The following is a 17,658-nucleotide window of genomic DNA, read 5'->3' as shown; positions in this document are numbered from 1 at the left end:
GTCCCAGCACCCCGCCCACGAGCGACAGCATCACCGCCTCCGTGGCGAACTGGCCCAGGATGCGGCGGCGGCGAGCGCCCAGCGCCTTGCGGATGCCAATCTCCCGCGTCCGCTCCGTCACCGACATCAGCATGATGTTCAGGATGCCGATGCCGCCCACCACCAGCGACAGCAGGCACACGCCCACGCCCGCGAGCGCGATGACCTGCGACAGCTCGTTGAAGGACGCCGTCATGGACTCGTTGGTGTGCACCTCGAAGTCGTTCGCGTCCTGGGGCGTGAGGCCCCGGCGGCGGCGCATCAGGTTCACCACCTCGTCCTGCGCCTTCTGGAACGACTCCCCGTCGCGCGCCTGGATGTCGATCTCCACCGAGCGGTTCTTGCCGTAGAACTGCTGGAAGGCCCGCATGGGCACGATGGCCTGGTTGTCCTGGCTGGCCATCCCCATGACGCTGCCGCGCTTCTGCAGCACGCCAATCACCTGGAACGGCCGGCCCTGCAGCCGCACCTCGGAGCCCACCGGATCCATGCCCGGGAAGAGCGTGTCCGCCAGGTCCACGCCAATGACCATCACCGGGCGGCCATCCAGCGTCTCCGTCTCGTTGAAGAAGCGGCCCGTCGACACGACGACGCCGCTCGTCTCCAGGTACGTGGGCTCCGTGCCCAGGATGCTCACCGACGGGGGCGTCTCCCGGAACGCCGTGGTCAGCTTCTTGCCCCACTCCTGGGCCATGGGCGTGGCCGCCCCCACCGAGGGACACGACTCCACGATGGCGCGCACGTCCTCGCCGAGCAGGTCCTTGCGCTTGGCGTACTTCGCCCAGTTGATGCGGCCGAAGCCCGTGGGCCACTTCGTCACCTCGAAGGTGTGCGCGCCCAGGCTGCCCAGGTTCTTGTTCACCTGCTCGCGCAGGCCTTCAATCAGCGCCATCATCGTGATGACGGTGGCCACGCCGATGACGATGCCCACCAGCGTCAGCAGCGAGCGCAGCGGGTTGCCCAGGAAGGTGCCCACCGACAGCCGCAGGTTGTCCAGGAAGGCCCGCATCGCGCTTACTCGTAACGGAGTGCTTCCACCGGGTCCAGCTTCGCCGCCCGCGCGGCCGGCCAGATGCCGAAGAGCAGGCCCACCAGCGCCGCGAACGCCACCCCGCTCACCACCGTGCTCGGCCGCACGTCCGCCGCCAGCGGCGTCACCAGGGACACGACCTTGGCCGTGCCCAGCCCCACCACCGTCCCCAGCAGCCCGCCCACCGCGGACACGCTGGAGGCCTCCATCAGGAACTGGAGGACGATGGTGCGCTGACGCGCGCCCAGCGCCCGCCGCACGCCAATCTCCCGCGTCCTTTCACGCACGGACACCAGCATGATGTTCATGATGCCGATGCCGCCCACCAGCAGGGTGATGAGGCCCACGCCGGTGGCCACCGCGTAGAGCGCGCCGGTGAGCTGCTCATAGGTCGCGGCGAGCGAGTCCGTCCGGTTGACGTTGAAGTCGTCCGGCTGGCCCGGCGGCGTGGCGCGCACGCGCCGCATGATGCCCACCAGCTGGTCCTCCACCTTCGCCATCCGCCCCGCATCCGCCACGGCGATGGCGATCTGCATGGGCCGCCCCTTGCCGAAGTGCGAGTTGAAGGTCTTGAAGGGCATGAACACGGACAGGTCCATGTTCTCCGCGACGACCTTCCCCTTGCGCCCCAGCGTGCCCACCACCTGGAACGGCCGCCCGTCGATGCGCACCGTCTGCCCCAGCGGGCTGATGCTGGGAAAGAGCGAGGCGGCCACGTCCGCGCCCAGCACCGTCACCGCCCGGTTCACCTCTTCGTCCGCGCGGGTGAGGAAGCGTCCGGACACCACCTCGTAGTTGCCAATGGCCTGGTAGTCGCTCCACACGCCGTTGATGCGCACGTTGGAGACCTGGAGGGCGCCGTGCGCCACGTCCGACGTGCGCATCACCGCCGGGGAGATGGCGGTGATGAAGTCCGCCTGGGCGCGCAGCTGCGACACCTGCTCCAGCGTGAAGTTCTTCCGGTTGCGGTACATCCACCAGTTGCCCTTGATCATCCAGGGGTACTTGGAGATGAAGACGGTGTTCGCCCCCAGCGTGGCCAGCTGCTTCTCGAACGACGAGTTGAGCCCCTGGATGATGCCGACGATGGCCAGCAGCGTGGCCACGCCAATGCCGATGCCCAGCGTCGTGAGCACCGTGCGCATCCGGTTCGCCCGGAGGGAGAACACCGCGATGCGGGCCCCCTCCAGCACGTCCACGCGGAAGACCTGCCCGAACTTCACGCGGTCCCCGCCTGCGGCGGAATCACCACGTGCCCGCCCATCGCCACCTCCGGCCCCGGCCCGTCCGCGACGATCTGCCCGTCGCTCAACCGGATGGCCCGGGGACACCGCGCGGCCAGCTTGGGCTCGTGCGTGACGAGCACCAGCGTGTGCCCCGCGCGGTGCAGCTGCTCGAAGAGCTTGACGATCTCCTCGCCGGTGGCCGAGTCCAGGTTGCCCGTGGGCTCGTCCGCCAGGAGCATGGACGGCTCCGACACCAGCGCCCGCGCGATGGCCACGCGCTGGCGCTGACCGCCCGACAGCTCGTTGGGCCGGTGGTGCATGCGGTGCGTGAGCTGCACCTTGTCCAGCGCCGCCTTCGCCCGCTCACGCCGCTCCTTCGCGTTCATGCCCCGGTACACCAGCGGCAGCTCCACGTTGGCGAGCGCCGTCTCCCTGGGCAGCAGCTGGAACGTCTGGAAGATGAAGCCGATCTCCACGTTGCGGATGACGGCCAGGTCGTCGTCGTCCATGCGCGACACGTCCTTGCCGTTGAGCATGTAGCGGCCGCTGGTGGGCGTATCCAGGCAGCCCAGCACGTTCATCAGCGTGCTCTTGCCGGAGCCGGACTGGCCGATGATGGCCACCCATTCCCCCCGGTTGATGCCAAAGGACACGCCGCGCAGCGCGCGCACCTCTTCACCGCCCACGAAGAAGGCCCGCGTGAGGTCCTCCACCTGGATGAGGGGGCCCGCGTCGGGCGACGAGGTTGACGTCACGACTTGCCCTTCGCCGCGGCCTTCTCCGGCTCGCGCACCGCGTCCCCGTGGGACAGCTCCTTGGACAGCGTGCGGTAGGGGCCCTCCACCACGCGGTCACCGGCCTGCAGGCCCTCCAGCACCTCCAGCTCCGTGTCGGACGCGATGCCGGTGCGCACGCGGCGCACCTGCGCCTTGTTGTCGTTGTCCACCACGAAGACGACCTTGGCCAGCGACTCCGTGCGGCGCTTGGCGGTGAGGGACGTGCCCTCCACCGGCGCCTGGTAGTCCGGCAGCGAGCGCTCGGCGCGCACCGTGACGGCCTGGATGGGCACGAGCACCGCGTCGTTGTGCGTCTCCGCGCTGATGCGCGCCTCGGCGCTCATGCCGGGGAGCACGCCCGGAGGCCGCGCGTCCAGGGCCACGGTGATGGGGAAGCTCGTCACTTCGGCCTCCGTGCCCGGGTTCTTGATGGTGGCCTTCTGGGCGATCTCCACCACGGTGCCGGTGAAGGACTGGCCCTCCAGCGCGTCCAGCGTCACCTCCGCGGGCTGGCCGTACTTCAGGTGGACGACCTCGTGCTCACCCACCTCGAACTTCACCTCCATCTGGTTGAGCGCGGCGATGGTCATCACCACGTCCTCGGAGAAGTCGGAGCCGCGCACGCGCTCGCCCACTTCGCGGGACAGCTCAATCACGTTGCCGTCGATGGGGGACAGGAGCGTGGTGCGCGCCAGGTCCGTGGCGGCCTGCTCCAGCACGGCGCTGCTCTGGGCCACGCGCTGCCGGGCGGCGGCGAGGCGCGCCTCCGCGGTGTCCACCACCGCCTTGGTCTGCTCCACCTCCGCGGCGGACGCGAGCCCCTTCTCCGCCAGCCCCTGCACGCGGGCCAGCTCCGCGCGCTGGCGCACGGCTTCCACGTCCGCCACCTGGACCTCGGAGCGGGCCGCGTCGCGCGACGCGGTGGCCTGCTTCACGGCCGCTTCGTAGTAGCGCTTGTCGATCTGCCCCAGCACCTGCCCCTTGGTGATGGCGTCTCCGTCCTTCACCTTGAGGGAGACCAGGTCTCCGGACAGGTTGGAGGAGATCTTCACCGTGGTGGCCGCCTGCACCTTGCCCGCGCCGGTGATGGTGCGGGTGATGGTGCCCTTGCGGGCCTTGGCCATCTGGACTTCCTGCGTCGGGGGCGGCCGGTCCTTCAGGCCTCCCACGGTGATGGCCGCCGCACCAAGCAACAGCACACCGGCGATTGCCGCCTTCCACCACGTCATTGTGCGTCTCCCGGATTCAGCGTGCCCATGGCCCGGAACAGGGCATAGCGGGCGATTTCGACATCGATGCGGCTCTGGAGCAACACCAGCTCCGCCTGCGTCAACTTGAGCTGCGCGTCTCGCACGTCCAGCGTGGAGCCGGCGCCCGCGCGGAAGCGCTCCTCCGCCAGCGCCAGGCCCTGCTGGGCGACCGCGCGGTTGGCCGTCGCGAGCTGCGCGGAGGCAATCTGTCCCTCCAGCACCTGGTGGGAGCGGCGCACCTCCGCCTCCAGCTCCCGCGCCGTCTGCGCGAACGTCAGCTCCGCCTTGCGGATGTTGACCGCGGCGCGCGCGGACTGGGCGTTAGTGGCGAAGCCGTTGAACAGGTCCCACGTCAGGTTGATGCCGCCCGTGAAGATGTTGCCGTAGCCGGGCTCGCTGAAGAACGAGCCCGGGGCCTGGCTGCCGTGCGAGTACTGCGCGGACAGGCCCACGCGCGGGATGTAGTCACCCTGCACGATGGCCCGCTGCAGCTCCGCCACCTGCACGCGCTGCTGGAGCGCCTTGAGCAGGGCCCGGTGCTCGCGGGCCTGCTGGAGGGCCGCGTCCAGGGCGGGCGCCGGCGCGGGCTCCTGCTGGAGCACGCCGGGGTCCACCGCCTGGAGCAGCTCGGTGCCGGGGCGCGCCAGCCACACGGCCAGCTGCACCTGGTCCGCCACCAGCTGGTTCTGGCGCTGCACGACGTTGATGCGGTCGTTGCCCAGGTTGACCTGGGCGGCGATCTCCTCCGACTTGCCCACGCGGCCCGCGTTGAAGAGGGCGCGCGCGCGCTCCAGCTGCTCCTCGCTGCGCTGCGCGGTGGCCTTGAGCACGTCCAGCGACGCCTGCGACAGGAAGAGCGCGTAGAAGCGGCGGATGGCCTCCAGCTCGGAGGTGTCCGCCTCTTCGATGGACTGGTTGCGCGTGGCGTCCACGTTGACGCCCGCCTGCTCCAGCTGCTTCCAGAGGCCTCGGTTGTAGATGACCTGCGACAGGCCCAGGGACGCGGAGTAGCTGTCCGCCGTGTTGGAGGAGCTGACCACTTCGCGCGTGACGGTCTCCGTCTCGCTGATGGGCACGCTGAAGACCTGCCGGCGCCGGCCCAGGTATTGGAGGTTGGGGCCCAGGTTGAGCTGCACCTGGGGCAGGAGGCTGGAGCGCGCCACGCGCTGGTCCTCCTGGGCCACGGCGACGTCCAGCGCGGCCTGGAGCGCCTGGGTGTTCTTGCGGCCCAGCTGGCGCGTCTCCTCCAGCGTGATGGGCGTGGCGGTGAGCAGCGTGGCGACGACGAGGAAGGCGCTCACTTCGCACCTCCCGCCGGCAGGCCAATGAAGAAGACACCCGCGTACATGAGGTACATCACTCCAATGAGCGCCAGCGCCCGGCCCAGGCGCATGCCGGTGGCGGTGGAGAAGCCCACGCCCAACAGGCCCACGCTCCAGAGGTTGAAGAAGTCCACGCCCTTGAGCACCCGCTGCATCTTCGGCGACAGGCCGTCCAGCATGGCCAGGCTGGAGGGCACGAGCGTCTGCGCGCGCAGGTCGGTGAGCGAGTGCTGGTAGCCCGCGCACACCGCATAGATGAGGTGGTACAGCGCGATGGGCAGCAGCGCCACCGCGGCGGCGGCCATCAGCTGGCCGAAGGCGGCGGGCTTGTTGAAGAGCCACGCGGCGACCCAGAGGACGCACGCGAGCACCAGCACCATCAGGGGCATCACGATGAGCCCGTTGGCGATGCCGCCCACCAGCGCCTTGCGCGACGCCGTCTGGATCTGCTCGGCGATGTCGGACTCGGAGACGCTGGACGCGGTGGAATCCGTGGGCAGGCCGCTCACGACGGAGCCGGTGGCGTCCCAGCGCAGGGCGAAGACGGTGCCGGAGATGGCCACGCAGAAGGCGAGGATGAGGAGGGGCCACAGCCAGCGCCGGGCCTCGACGGCGGCGCGCGTGCCACCAATGGGGTCGACAAAGACGCGCGCCGGTTGAGCAAGGGAGGTCATAGGGATGGGGTCTCAGGGCGGATTACGCAGCCCTCCCGGAGTGATTGCCCGGTCCCTTGAATTGAGTCGGGAAACGGGCGGGCAGCCAAACGAAATCCGGCCGCGCCCCAAGGTTTATCGTGCCTTGCATCCATCCTGTAGCGGTCTGTAGCCTAAATTTTGCGGCGGAGCGGCGGACGGTGTATTCCGCTCGGCTGGACGCTTGCCGGAGCATGAATGGTCGACAGCACGGATCTCGCCCAGGTTCTCCATGAGGCGCATGACATCGCCCGCAGCGTCGCCCAGAAGCCCACGTCGGCCCACGTGTTGCTGGCGCTCTTCACGGTGGAGAACCGCGCCCAGCTCCTGCTGAAGGAGAAGGGCGTGGACGAGGATGGGCTGCTCCAGCTCATCACGGAGGCCCCGGCGGAGACGGGCAACGTGGTGCAGGAGCTCACCGCGCGCGCCCGCGAGCTGGCCAGCACCTTCCGTGCGGGCGAGGCGGACTGCCTCCACCTGCTCATCGCCATCATCCGCAAGCGCTGCGCCGCGAGCGACCTCCTGGGCCGCACGGGCCTGGACCTCATCTCCCTGTCCAACACGGCGCTCGCCTATTCCACCAGTGGCGGACTGCCGCGCCGGCTCCAGCCGGGCTACGGCCAGGCGGTGGCCACGCGCGCGCCGGTGAGCCGCCCGGTGGGCGCACCGCCGTCTCCCCTGCCCTCCGCCACGTTCGCGCTGAGCGTGCCGCGCCCCGCGCCCATCACCACGCCCCCGGTGACGACGCCTCCTCCGCCGGTCACGCGCTCGACGCCCGCGCTGTCGCCGCGGGATCTCATCGACGTGGACGAGGACGACGTGACGCAGGACGCCGCCGCGGAGGTCCTGCCGCCTCCGATGCCGCGCATGGCGCCGACCGCGCCCGCGGCCCCGGTGGCCCGCGCGACGCCGCCCCCCGCGCCCGTGGCGCCGCCTGCGCCGGTGGCCCGTCCGTCCTCGACGCCGTCCTCGCAGGCCAAGGGTCAGCCGCTGACGCTGGACGCCAAGGCGTTCCCGATGCTCACGTCGCTGGGCCGCAACCTGAGCCTGGCCGCGCGCGATGGGAAGCTGGACCCGGTGGTGGGCCGCGCTCGGGAGGTCGAGGAGGTCATCGACATCCTGGGCAAGCGCCGCACCAACAACCCGTGCCTGCTGGGCGAGCCCGGCGTGGGCAAGACGGCGGTGGTGGAGGGCGTGGCGCAGCGGCTTCTGGGGCTGCGCGGCACGCTGGCGGAGAAGATCCTCGTCGAGCTGGACATGGCCACGCTGGTGGCGGGCACGCAGCTGCGCGGCTCGTTCTCCGAGAAGCTCAACGCGCTGAAGGAAGAGGTGCGGCGGGCCGAGGGGCGCGTGGTGGTCTTCATCGATGAGATCCACACGCTGGTGGGCGCGGGCTCCACGGGCGAGGGCCCGCAGGACGCGGCGAACGAATTGAAGACGGCGATGGCTCGCGGCGAGTTCCCCTGCATCGGGGCGACGACGCACGACGAGTACCGCAAGTTCATCGCGGCGGACCCGGCGCTGGAGCGCCGCTTCACGCCGGTGGTGGTGAACGAGCCGTCGGTGCCGGAGACGGTGCAGATCCTCCAGGGCATCATCGGGCGCTACGAGGAGCACCACGCGCTGCGCTACCTGCCGGAGGCGCTGGAGGCGGCCGCGTCGCTGGCGAGCCGCTACGTGACGGACCGGTTCATGCCGGACAAGGCCATCAGCGTGGTGGACCTGGCGGGCAGCCGCTGCCACCGCGAGGGCAAGCACCGGGTGGACGCGGCGGACGTGGCGCGCGTGGTGGCGAAGCTGGCGGGCGTGCCGGAGGAGCGGCTGCTCATGAACGACTCCGCGCGGCTGCTCCGGTTGGAGAACGACCTGGCGGAGCGCGTGATTGGCCACGGCGACGCGGTGGTGCGGATCGCCCGGGTCATCCGCCGCAACTACGCGGGCTTCGCGTCGCGCCGGCCCATGGGCAGCTTCCTCTTCCTGGGCCCCACGGGCGTGGGCAAGACGGAGATGGCGCGGGCGCTGGCGGAGGTGCTGTTCGGCAACCGGGACGCGCTGGTGCGCCTGGACATGAGCGAGATGTCCGAGTCCCACGGCGTGTCGCGCCTCATCGGTTCGCCCGCGGGCTACGTGGGCTTCGGCGAGGGCGGGCAGCTGACGGAGCCGGTGCGCCGGCGGCCGTCGTCGGTGGTGGTGCTGGACGAGATCGAGAAGGCGCACCGCGAGGTGCAGATGCTGCTGCTCCAGGTGCTGGAGGAGGGGCGGCTGACGGACGGCAAGGGCCGGCACATCGACTTCTCGAACACGGTCATCGTGATGACCACGAACCTGGGCGCGGAGGCGTTCAACCGCACGGGCCGCGCGGTGGGCTTCGGCGCGGCGGACGCGGCCGAGGGCAAGGCGCTGGACCTGGCGTCGGACACGGCGCGCAAGGCGCTGCCGCCGGAGCTGTGGAACCGCATCGATGAGCGGCTGCCGTTCCGTCCGCTGGCGGAGCAGGAGGTGGCGAAGATCGCCACGCTCATCCTGGCGGAGAGCAGCAAGCGGCTCGCGACGGAGCGCGGCATCGTCTACACGGCGGGCACGGACGTGGTGGGGCACCTGCTGAAGTCCGGCGGCTTCGACCCGATGCTGGGCGCGCGCCCCATGCGCCAGGTGGTGCAGCGGCTGGTGGAAGGCCCGCTGGCGGAGCGCATCCTCTCCGGCGAGTTCGGCGCGGGAGACCGCGTGCGCGTGGCCGTGCAGGCCGGTCAGCTCCAGTTCGCGCGGGACGCCGCCTGACGGTGGCGCGGCGAGGCGGGAGCGGCACGGCGAAGGCCAAGCGCGTTCCCGTGGTCATCGTTGGCGCGGGGCGGCTCGGTGGCGCGCTCGCGTTGGCGTTGCAGGCGAAGCGCTGGCCCGTGCGCGTGCACTCGCGCGACGACGCGGGCCGCGAGCGCACGCGGGCCCTGGGTCTGAAGCCCGCGACCCCGGCGGACCTGAAGAAGGCTCGCGTCTGCGTGCTGTGCGTTCCGGACGCGGCGGTGCCTTCCGTGTCCGAAGCCCTGTCCCGCGAGCTGCCGCGCACGGTGGCGCTGGTGCACACCGCGGGCGCCCTGCCCCTCTCCGCGCTGGGCACGCAGCGGGGGCGCGCGGTGGGCTCGTTCCATCCGCTCTGCGCCGTGTCCTCCGCTCGGGACTCACTCGCGGGCCACACCGCGGCCATCAGCACGCGCTCCCCTGCCCTGCGCGCCGTGCTCCAGCGCATGGCGGAGGACGTGGGCTTCGCGATGTTCGACGTGCCCGAAGCGCACCGGGCCGCCTACCACGCGGGCGCGGTGCTGAGCGCGGGCGGACTGGTGGCCCTGGCGGACGCGGCGGTAGGCGCGCTGGGTGCGGCGGGCATTGAACCGGAAGCCGCGCTGAAGGCCCTGCTGCCGCTGATGCGCTCGGCCTTGCGAGGCATCGAAGCGCGCGGCCTCTCAGGCGGACTCACCGGTCCCATCGTCCGGGGAGACGCGGGCGTCGTCGCGGCGCACCTCGCGGCGCTGCCTGAAGACATCGCCCCGCTCTACGCCCAGCTCTCGCGGCGGGCCCTGCGCCTGGCCTCGGACCGGCTCCGTCCGGAGGCACGTACCGCGCTGGAGGCCCTGCTCGCGAAGAAGTGACGGCGCGCGCCCCGGTGCCCCCGGACGCGCGCCCCTCCCACCGGTGACTAGGTGAGGATGATGCGCGGGCTCTGCAGCGCGCGGCGCACGATGGCCAGCGCCTGCTCGGAGGCGGCCTCGGCCTCCGTGAGGCGGCGCAGGCAGACATCGCCGCCCGTCGCCACGGAGCGCTTCAGGTCCGCCAGCAGCGTCAGCGCCGCCTGCAGCATCTCCTTGCCCTGCGGGGACTCCGCGGCCGGCTTGCCCGCCGCCTGCGACACGTGCGCCGTGAAGCGCTGCACCGCGTCCATGGTCGCGTTCGGGTCGTACTTCTCCAGCATCGGCTTCAGCCGCTCCGGGTTGATGCGGATGAGGCGCAGCGCGCCGACCTTCTGGAAGGCCGGGTGCACCAGGCCAATCTCCGACATCTCGAACGCGCCCAGCAGGCCCTCGTCCGGCGCGCGGTGCGAGTGCGGCACCACGTCCACGAAGAGCGCCAGCGGATCCGCGCCCTGCTTGAACGCCTCCAGCTCCTCGTCATCCAGCGGCGGGAAGCTCGCGGGCGTGCCGATGAAGAGCAGCGGCAGCACCACGTCGTGCCAGAACTCCTCCGGCGCGGAGCCCGTGCCGCCCACCGTCGCCACCAGGTGCGTCAGCAGCTCCGCGAGGCGCGGGGCGCGCTCAGCCTGCTCCGCCAGCGTCTTGCCCTGCTCCATGCGCTGCAGCGACGTGACGATCTGCCCCTCGAACTGCTGGCGGGCCTCCGGCGGCAGCGGCGGCTGGGTGCGGCCCAGCGCGTCACGCACGTCGCGCGCCAGCGCGTCCGTCTTCGACTCCAGGGCCTGCTTCGCCTTGGCCGAATCCACCACGATGAACTGGAGGAAGCCCGGGTCGAACAGGCGCTGGTAGTCCTGGGGGCCCAGCCGCTGGGGCTGACCGCCGCCCAGGGCCTGCGCCGGGTTGGTGCCGAACTTCACCTGCCCCAGCGAGCGGCGGATGTCAGCGGCCAGGTCGTCCAGCCGCGTCAACTTGCCCTGCACCAGCGCGTCCATCACCGCCCCGAACGGGGACAGCATGATGATGGCCTCGGGGAAGCCCAGCGAGGCGCCCTCCGGCGAGTCCCGGTTGGGGAACCAGAAGGCCTGGTGCTCGGAGATGAGGCGCAGCGCGAAGCCGCCCGCAAGGCCCAGCGCCGCGCCCTGGTGGTTCGGGTTGTTCGGGTCGAAACGACCGCCCAGCAGCTGGATGACCGACTTCTCCACGTCCGCCCACGCCGCCTTCGTCAGGTCGACCGGCGCGCCGCTGGCCTTCTCCAACGCGGCGGAAAGCTGGAGCTGCGCATTGTGCACGTGCTGCGGGACGGGGAGCCCCTGGGGCTCGGCGGGTTCGGTCATGGGAAAGGTTCCTGTGGGGAAAGCGACGCGTTCCCTTACCGTGAAAAACGCGTTCGTGACTACGATTTGTGCTCGGTAGGATGCCCGCCATGTCAGCTTCTCGCGGGCCCGCCCGCCAGCCCGCCATCCTCGCCTGTCTCCTGCTGCTGACATCGGGGTGTGCCTTCGTCGCACCCCGTTTTCCGCAGAACGTCCAGGCGTCGTTCGCCCGCGACGAGATGCACAAGCTGACGACGCGCTCCCTGGAGCTTTATTACCCGGTGCACCTGCGTGCGACGGCGCTGCGGATGGCCGCCCGGATGGAAGGCTGCGTGGACCGGCTGCGCACGGACGCGTGGAGCAAGGCCGAGCGCAAGCGCGTCCTCGTCTACCTGACGAGCGCGGACTTCAACAACGCGTACGTCCAGTCGGAGTTCGCCAGCACGCCGCAGCAGATGGTGCTGCCGCAGCACATGACGCTGGAGCAGTTCAACCTGCTGGGGCTGGGGGAGACGGACATCGGCGACGTCGCCTGCCACGAGTCCGTCCACTACGTGCAGATGCAGCAGGTGGGCGGCCTGTGGAACGTGCTGAACAAGGTCACCGGCGGCCTCTTCCAGCCGAACATCTTCACCGAGTCCTGGTTCCTGGAGGGCCTGGCCACCTACTACGAGGGCCGGCTGGGCAAGGACACGGGGCGCCCGTACAGCCCGGTGTGGCGCGGCTGGTGGGAGGGCGCGGTGCAGGCCCGCAAGGGCGAGCTCAACGCGGGCTACCTGTCCCCGGAGAACCGCGCGCTGGATCCGTTCGGCGGCAACTACCTGACCGGCATGCACTTCGTGGAGTACCTGGCGAAGACCTACGGCGAGAAGCGCCTGTGGAAGCTGGTGGAGGAGCAGGGCAACTCCCTCTTCCCGCCCATCGCGGTGACGCTGCGGTTCAAGCGGGTGTACGGCAAGGACATCGGGTCGCTGTTCAGCGAGTTCGAGGAGAGCCTCCAGAAGGACCTCCAGCTGCGCGAGCGTCCCGCCACGCAGCAGGTGCTGGTGCGGGAGGCGGGCTACTTCTCGCGGCTCGCCGCGAACCCGGCCGACGGCAGCACGGCGCTCTTGAGCGTGGGCCGTGAAGACATCACCCACCTCACCGTGCGCGAGCGCGACGGCCGCGAGCGCTTCAGCCGCGCGCTGGTGCGGCTGCTGCCGGGGCGCCGGTGGGTGGTGGCCAGCCCGTCGCTGGTCAGCGGCATGACGTTCAGCCGCGACGGCCAGTGGCTGTACCTGGTCAGCGCGGACGTGGACTCGGTGGGCAGCTACACGGGGAAGCTGTGGCGCGTGGACACGCGCACGGGCGACGTGGTGCGGATATGGGACGACCTGGTGGGCATGGGCGGCGACCTCACGGCGGACGGCAGGTCCTACGTGTTCGTGGAGACGCTGGGTGACGCGGCCAATCTCGTCCGGTTGGACCTGGAGAGCGGCCAGCGCGAGCGGCTGACGGACTTCCAGGCGCACACGGCGCTGGGCACGCCCGTGACGTCACCGGATGGCGGACGGTTCGTGTTCCCCATGACCGGCGCGCAGGGTTGGGACCTGGTGCTGCGCGAGCCGGATGGTTCGCTGCGCTGGCTCACGCGGGACGGGCTGTTCAACTACTCGCCCCGGTGGCTGGACGATGATCACCTCGTGTTCCTGCGCGAGCACGAGGGCCGGCTCCAGGCGCACGTGATGACGGTGCCCACGCGGCGCATCGCCCGTGTGACGGACGCGCCGGTGCTGGTGCTCGACGCGGCGCCCGCGGGCGGGGACGCCGTGGTGTTCCTCAACCGCGACGGCATCAACTTCACCGTGGACCGCGCGCCGCTCACCGAGGCCCTGGCGCAGCTGCGCTCCACGCCCGCGACCGTCGCGACCGTGCCCGCGCCGGAGCCGGTGGCGAAGAGCACGGACGCACAGGACGGCTTCGTCTCCTTCCCCGGTCAGCCCACGGCCGCGGCGGATGCCCCCACGCAGGAGGCCGCTCCCGAGGCCGTCGTGGCGCCTCCGCCGCCGCCGGTGGATCCCGCCCATGACGTGGACGCGCCGGTGACGCCTCCGGCCGTCGTGGGCCACGCGGTGGACGTGCTGACGGACGAGCCCTATTCGCCGCTCGAGGGCTTCTTCATCCCGAACTACCGGGTCCCCTACTTCTACACGGTCCCCAACGACGTCGACGAAAACGACCCGTACTTCGCGGGAGGCATCTCCATCGCGGGGCAGGACCGGCTGGGCTTCAACGCCTACGCGCTCACGCTCACCTACGACCTGAAGGTGAAGGAGCCCGGCGTGTCGTTCGCGTACGGCAACGCGATGCTGTCGCCCTTCTACATCCAGGTCTCCGCGTCGCGCCTGCGCGAGGACGACCGCACGGACATCCAGGCCACGGCGTTCGCGTCGCGCACGTTCTGGACCACGCCCGTGAGCTTCGGCGTGCTCGCGCTCGACCGCCGCTTCGACGCCACGGAGCGCCGGCCCGCCATCACCACCCGCCTCATTGGCCCGGAGGTCGCCGCGTCGTACTTCGCCGGCGAGGGCACGTCCTACGGCGGCACGCAGCGCGGCCTGGGCCTGTCCGTGAGCGGCGGCGTCTTCCCGAAGGCCTTCACGCTCGACTCCACCATGGGCGACGTGCGCCTGGGCGTGGACGGCTACCTGGGCGGCCTGCCCTTCACCGGCAAGGACAACCTCCAGCTCTCCGTCGCGGGCCGAGCCCTGCCCGGCGCGCCCGAGGGCCTCCTGGAGGTCGGCGGCATCCTCCCGGGCCAGGCCTTCTTCATCAACCGCGACACCACCTCGGAAGGAGGCCTGCCGCTCCAGCTGCAGCCGGGCCTGGCCTTCAGCGAGTACCTGCGCGGCTACGAGGACCACACCTTCCGCGCGCGCAACGTGCTGCTCGCCAACGCGCGCTACCGCTACCGCTTCATCATCGACTACGGCTGGGCGTCCACGCTGTGGGTGCTGCCGTCGCTCTTCGTCAGCCAGGTGGAGCTGGACGCGTTCGGTTCCATCGCGCGCACGGACAACCGGGACAACCACGCGGCGGTGGGTGGCATGGCCACGCTGCGGCTCAGCGTGGGCCAGGCCTACGCGCTGTCCTTCTTCTACCAGTACGCCCACCGCTTCGATGACGGCTTCGGCGACCTGCACCTCATCGGGCTGACGTTCTAGCGGGCGCCGCGCAGGCCATACAGGCCCTCTTCCCGCGCCACCTGGAGCACCGCGGAGGGCACCAGCTGCGACGGCTCGATGCCGCGCGCCAGCTGCTCCCTCACCTGCGTGGAGGACACCTCCGCCAGCGGCGGCCCCACCGTGTCCGGCGCCGGGTAGCCCGCGCGGTAGAGGACAATCACGCGCGCCATCCGCTGGATGCGGTCGAAGTCCTTCCAGTTCGGCAAATCCCTCAGGATGTCGCTGCCGATGATCAGCGAGAAGCGCGTGTCCGGATGCCGCTCCACCAGGAACGACAGCGTGTCCACCGTGCGTCCGCCGCCGCCCAGCTCGCGCTCCACCAGGCTCGTCTGGAGCCAGCCGGACGTCTCCCGGCAGAGCGCGTCACACATGCGCACGCGCGCGTCGAAGGACTCCAGCTGCTTGCCGAACGGATGGTGGAACGTGGGCATCAGCCACACCGCGTCCACACCTTGCGTCGCGTGGACGTAGGAGGCCGCCATCAGGTGGCCCACGTGCGGCGGGTTGAACGAGCCTCCGAGCAGCGCGACCTTCACGGCGGGCCTCTTATTTGACGGTGAGCTTCGTCGAGCGCGTGTCGACCTGCAGCACCCGGGGCGGCAGCACCAGGTGTCCATCCAACCGGAACGCGGAGAAGCTCAGGTTGCGCTCCGCCTTCTCCAACAGGCCGCACGTCTGCTCCGCGGCCCCCACCAGCCGGCCCGGCGTCACGAAGTAGCGCGGGCCAATCTGCACCACCGCGGGATCCGGCTCCTTGCCGTGGATGAACACCAGCGCGTTGAGCAGGTCGTCCCGCACCAGGTCGTTCTTGTCATGAACCACGCAGCAGAGCGTGTCCCCCACCAGGTCCATGGCCTTGTTGGCCACGGAGGGGTCCCGGTACGCCAGCGAGTCGCGCTCCGGCACGCGCACGAAGCGCTCCATCACCAGCCGCCGGTCATCCTCCGACGCCAGGTCCGCGGGGGCCTCGCGGGACGCGGCCGTGCGCGACAGGCCCTCCTGGGGCGGCGCCACCAGCCACTGCGTCACGTCCGCCAGGAAGTCCGCGTCGGAGTACTCGCGCCCGCCCCGGCTCTTCTTGCGGCGCCACAGCACCCACTCATCCAGGTCCGTGTAGCGCGCGCCGGTGAAGAGGAAGCGGCGGGCGCCCTTCGACCGCAGCAGTTCATACGCCGCGTCGAAGGCGTCCAGGTCGCCGTGGGTATCGGAGAAGACGCCAATCACGTGAGGGTCACCGCGAGGAAGCGTACAGCAGGGCGGGCTCGCGGTGCTTGCGGAAGGCCTCCGTCTGCAGCTCGAAGCCCTCCAGCATCCGGTCCAGGCTCCAGCCCTCCTCGATGCCGCGACGCACCTGGTCGGTGCCGCACAGGAGGTCGAAGGCGGGCACGTCCTCCACGAACTCGTACGCGTCCGCCCGCCAGGCGAACTGCCCCGGGCCAATGTCATGCAGCGCCTGGGTGATGGCGATGCCCGTGCGCAGCGGCTGGAACACCCTGCGGTCCGTGACGTGGATGAAGGCCCCGTTGCACGACTGGCCCTTGAACTTGTCGAACGTGGGGGTGAAGCCCACCGGACGGAAGGCCACGCCCGGCAGCCGCTCCCGGTCCAACCGCGCCATCAGCTTGTCGGTGTCCACCCACGGCGCGCCGAACTGCTCGAAGGGCCGGCAGGTGCCGCGGCCCTCCGACACGTTGGTGCCCTCCAGCTGGCACATGCCCGGGTACACCAGCGCCGTGTCCGCGGTGGGCATGTTGGGCGACGGCGGCAGGAACGGCAGGCCCGTGTCGCTCCAGTACATGTCGCGCGTCCAGCCCTCGCACGGCACCACCGTGAGGTCGCAGCCAAAGCCCTCCTGCGCGTTGAACAGCCGCGCCAGCTCCCCCGCCGTCATGCCGTGGCGGTTGGGCAGCGCGTACAGCCCGACGAAGGAGCGGAACTTCTCCCCCACCAGGTTGCCCTCCAGCGTCACGCCATCCAGCGGGTTGGGCCGGTCCAGCACGCAGAAGGGCACGCGGGCCTGGGCGGCGGCCTTCATCGCCAGGGCCATGGTGTAGACGTAGGTGTAGTAGCGGCTGCCCACGTCCTGGATGTCGAACACCAGCGCGTCCAGCCCCTTCAGCCACTCCTGGCGCGGGGACAGCGACTCGAAGGTGGAGCCGTAGAGGCTGTGCACCGGGACGCCCGTCTTGCGGTCGCGCGCCTCGTCCACGGCCACCATGTACTGGGCCTCGCCGCGGATGCCGTGCTCCGGTCCGAAGAGCGCCGCCAGCGTCACGCCGTCCGTGCTGGCCAAGAGGTCCGCCAGGTGGCGGAAGCGCGAGTCGACGCTCGTGGGATTCACGATGGCGCCCACGCGCTTGCCCTTGAGCGCGTAGAAGCCCTGCGCGGCCCACACATCCAGTCCCGTCTTCACCTTCGTCACGTTCGTCCGCCTCGTCCCACGGCCTCGCGCGGGCGCAGGAATGATCAGTTCTAGGGGAGCCGCTTGAGCGCGTCCGCCGCCGCCTGCTTCGAGTCACAGGTGCCCAGGTTGAGGAACCCTCCGGCCGACCCTTCATTCGGGCCGCCGTCCTCCGCCAGGGATTCCAGCGCGCCGCGCGCGTCCTCCAGGCGCAGGCCGCCCACGGCCGTCGCCGCGCTGGCGCGCACGCCGCACTGCTCGTGCTTCAAGAGCGAGATGAGCCGGGACTGCGCGCGGCCGTTGCCGTCCTTGCGCACCGCCGCCGCGTAGTGGACCACCGCGGCGCTCATGTTGCCCTGCGCCTCCTCCAGGCGCCCGCTGAGGTAGGCGCGCTGATCCGCCTCCTCCAGCCGGATGAGCCGCTTCGCCTCGTTCACCTTCTGGACCTTCTCCGCGCCGGTGGCGCCCTCCACGTCGCGGATGGCGCGCATCGCGGGGCCCCCGCCGAAGACGAGCAGCCCTCCGCCCAGGAGCACCACCGCCAGCAGCAGGCCGCACACGCCCCAGCCCGCCCGGGTGGACGACACCTTCGTCGTGATGGAGGGAGGCAGCTTCGCGTACACGCGCGCCCAGAGCGCATCCGTCGCGGTGCGCGCCTGCTGGCCCAGCACGGAGGCCCGCTGCCCCACCGCGGCCCCCACC

At 71.0% G+C, this 17,658-nt stretch carries 13 protein-coding genes and 1 pseudogene; 3 read left to right on the top strand and 11 right to left on the bottom strand.

Annotation, left to right across the window (positions count from 1 at the left end):
• From D7X55_RS18790 to D7X55_RS18765, 6 genes are all read right to left on the bottom strand, one after another.
• The coding region (locus tag D7X55_RS18790) for an ABC transporter permease (protein WP_147470142.1) at positions 1–1,048 on the bottom strand (1,048 nt) is incomplete at its 3' end.
• 5 nt (positions 1,049–1,053) lie between these two features.
• On the bottom strand, positions 1,054–2,214 hold the full coding sequence (locus D7X55_RS18785; protein WP_233609924.1) for an ABC transporter permease: 1,161 nt from the start codon (positions 2,212–2,214) through the stop codon (positions 1,054–1,056).
• 74 nt (positions 2,215–2,288) lie between these two features.
• Positions 2,289–3,050, bottom strand: a complete 762-nt coding sequence (locus tag D7X55_RS18780) for an ABC transporter ATP-binding protein (protein ID WP_121723788.1) — start codon at positions 3,048–3,050, stop codon at positions 2,289–2,291.
• Positions 3,047–4,300 carry an efflux RND transporter periplasmic adaptor subunit gene (locus D7X55_RS18775; protein WP_120551229.1) on the bottom strand — a complete coding sequence of 418 codons (1,254 nt, stop codon included), beginning with the start codon at positions 4,298–4,300 and terminating at the stop codon, positions 3,047–3,049. Before D7X55_RS18775 ends, D7X55_RS18780 begins: the two co-directional genes overlap by 4 nt.
• The gene (locus D7X55_RS18770) at positions 4,297–5,622 is read right to left on the bottom strand and encodes a TolC family protein (protein WP_120551228.1); all 1,326 of its coding nucleotides are present in this window, start codon (positions 5,620–5,622) and stop codon (positions 4,297–4,299) included. The genes D7X55_RS18775 and D7X55_RS18770 overlap by 4 nt, the downstream gene beginning before the upstream one ends.
• Positions 5,619–6,317 (bottom strand): YIP1 family protein, encoded by a 699-nt coding sequence (locus tag D7X55_RS18765; protein ID WP_120551227.1) that lies wholly within the window; start codon positions 6,315–6,317, stop codon positions 5,619–5,621. The genes D7X55_RS18770 and D7X55_RS18765 overlap by 4 nt, the downstream gene beginning before the upstream one ends.
• Before the next feature lie 216 nt (positions 6,318–6,533).
• On the opposite strand from D7X55_RS18765, the gene D7X55_RS18760 reads away from it, so the two are divergent.
• Positions 6,534–9,113: an AAA family ATPase gene (locus D7X55_RS18760; RefSeq protein ID WP_121723787.1), complete on the top strand. Its 2,580-nt coding sequence runs from the start codon at positions 6,534–6,536 to the stop codon at positions 9,111–9,113.
• Positions 9,114–9,115: 2 nt separating this feature from the next.
• Complete coding sequence (locus D7X55_RS18755; protein ID WP_120551225.1) at positions 9,116–9,979, top strand: Rossmann-like and DUF2520 domain-containing protein; 864 nt, start codon at positions 9,116–9,118, stop codon at positions 9,977–9,979.
• A 47-nt stretch (positions 9,980–10,026) separates the two neighbouring features.
• Here the strand turns inward: D7X55_RS18755 and D7X55_RS18750 are convergent, their stop codons facing one another.
• Entirely contained in the window at positions 10,027–11,352 is a 1,326-nt protein-coding gene (locus tag D7X55_RS18750; RefSeq protein ID WP_120551224.1) for a hypothetical protein, read from the bottom strand.
• Between the two features lie 89 nt (positions 11,353–11,441).
• Between D7X55_RS18750 and D7X55_RS18745 the strand changes: the two genes are divergently transcribed.
• On the top strand, positions 11,442–14,534 hold the full coding sequence (locus D7X55_RS18745; protein ID WP_121723789.1) for a hypothetical protein: 3,093 nt from the start codon (positions 11,442–11,444) through the stop codon (positions 14,532–14,534).
• Here D7X55_RS18745 and nadD read toward each other — a convergent pair.
• The 4 genes and pseudogenes from nadD to D7X55_RS18725 all read right to left on the bottom strand — a co-directional run.
• Entirely contained in the window at positions 14,531–15,091 is a 561-nt protein-coding gene (gene nadD, locus D7X55_RS18740) for a nicotinate (nicotinamide) nucleotide adenylyltransferase (RefSeq protein ID WP_121723786.1), read from the bottom strand. The genes D7X55_RS18745 and nadD overlap by 4 nt on opposite strands.
• Before the next feature lie 10 nt (positions 15,092–15,101).
• Positions 15,102–15,779, bottom strand: a complete 678-nt coding sequence (locus D7X55_RS18735; protein ID WP_120551222.1) for a hypothetical protein — start codon at positions 15,777–15,779, stop codon at positions 15,102–15,104.
• A 7-nt stretch (positions 15,780–15,786) separates the two neighbouring features.
• Positions 15,787–16,977: an exo-beta-N-acetylmuramidase NamZ domain-containing protein gene (locus D7X55_RS18730; RefSeq protein WP_121723785.1), complete on the bottom strand. Its 1,191-nt coding sequence runs from the start codon at positions 16,975–16,977 to the stop codon at positions 15,787–15,789.
• Positions 16,978–17,027: 50 nt separating this feature from the next.
• A pseudogene (locus D7X55_RS18725) lies at positions 17,028–17,658 on the bottom strand (adenylate/guanylate cyclase domain-containing protein); the annotation flags it as partial.

It is taken from the genome of Corallococcus sp. AB049A (assembly GCF_003668885.1).
GTDB classification, from domain to species: Bacteria; Myxococcota; Myxococcia; order Myxococcales; family Myxococcaceae; genus Corallococcus; species Corallococcus interemptor.
The sequence above is the reverse complement of the archived record's forward strand: the minus strand, read 5'-3'. Positions and strand labels throughout refer to the sequence as shown.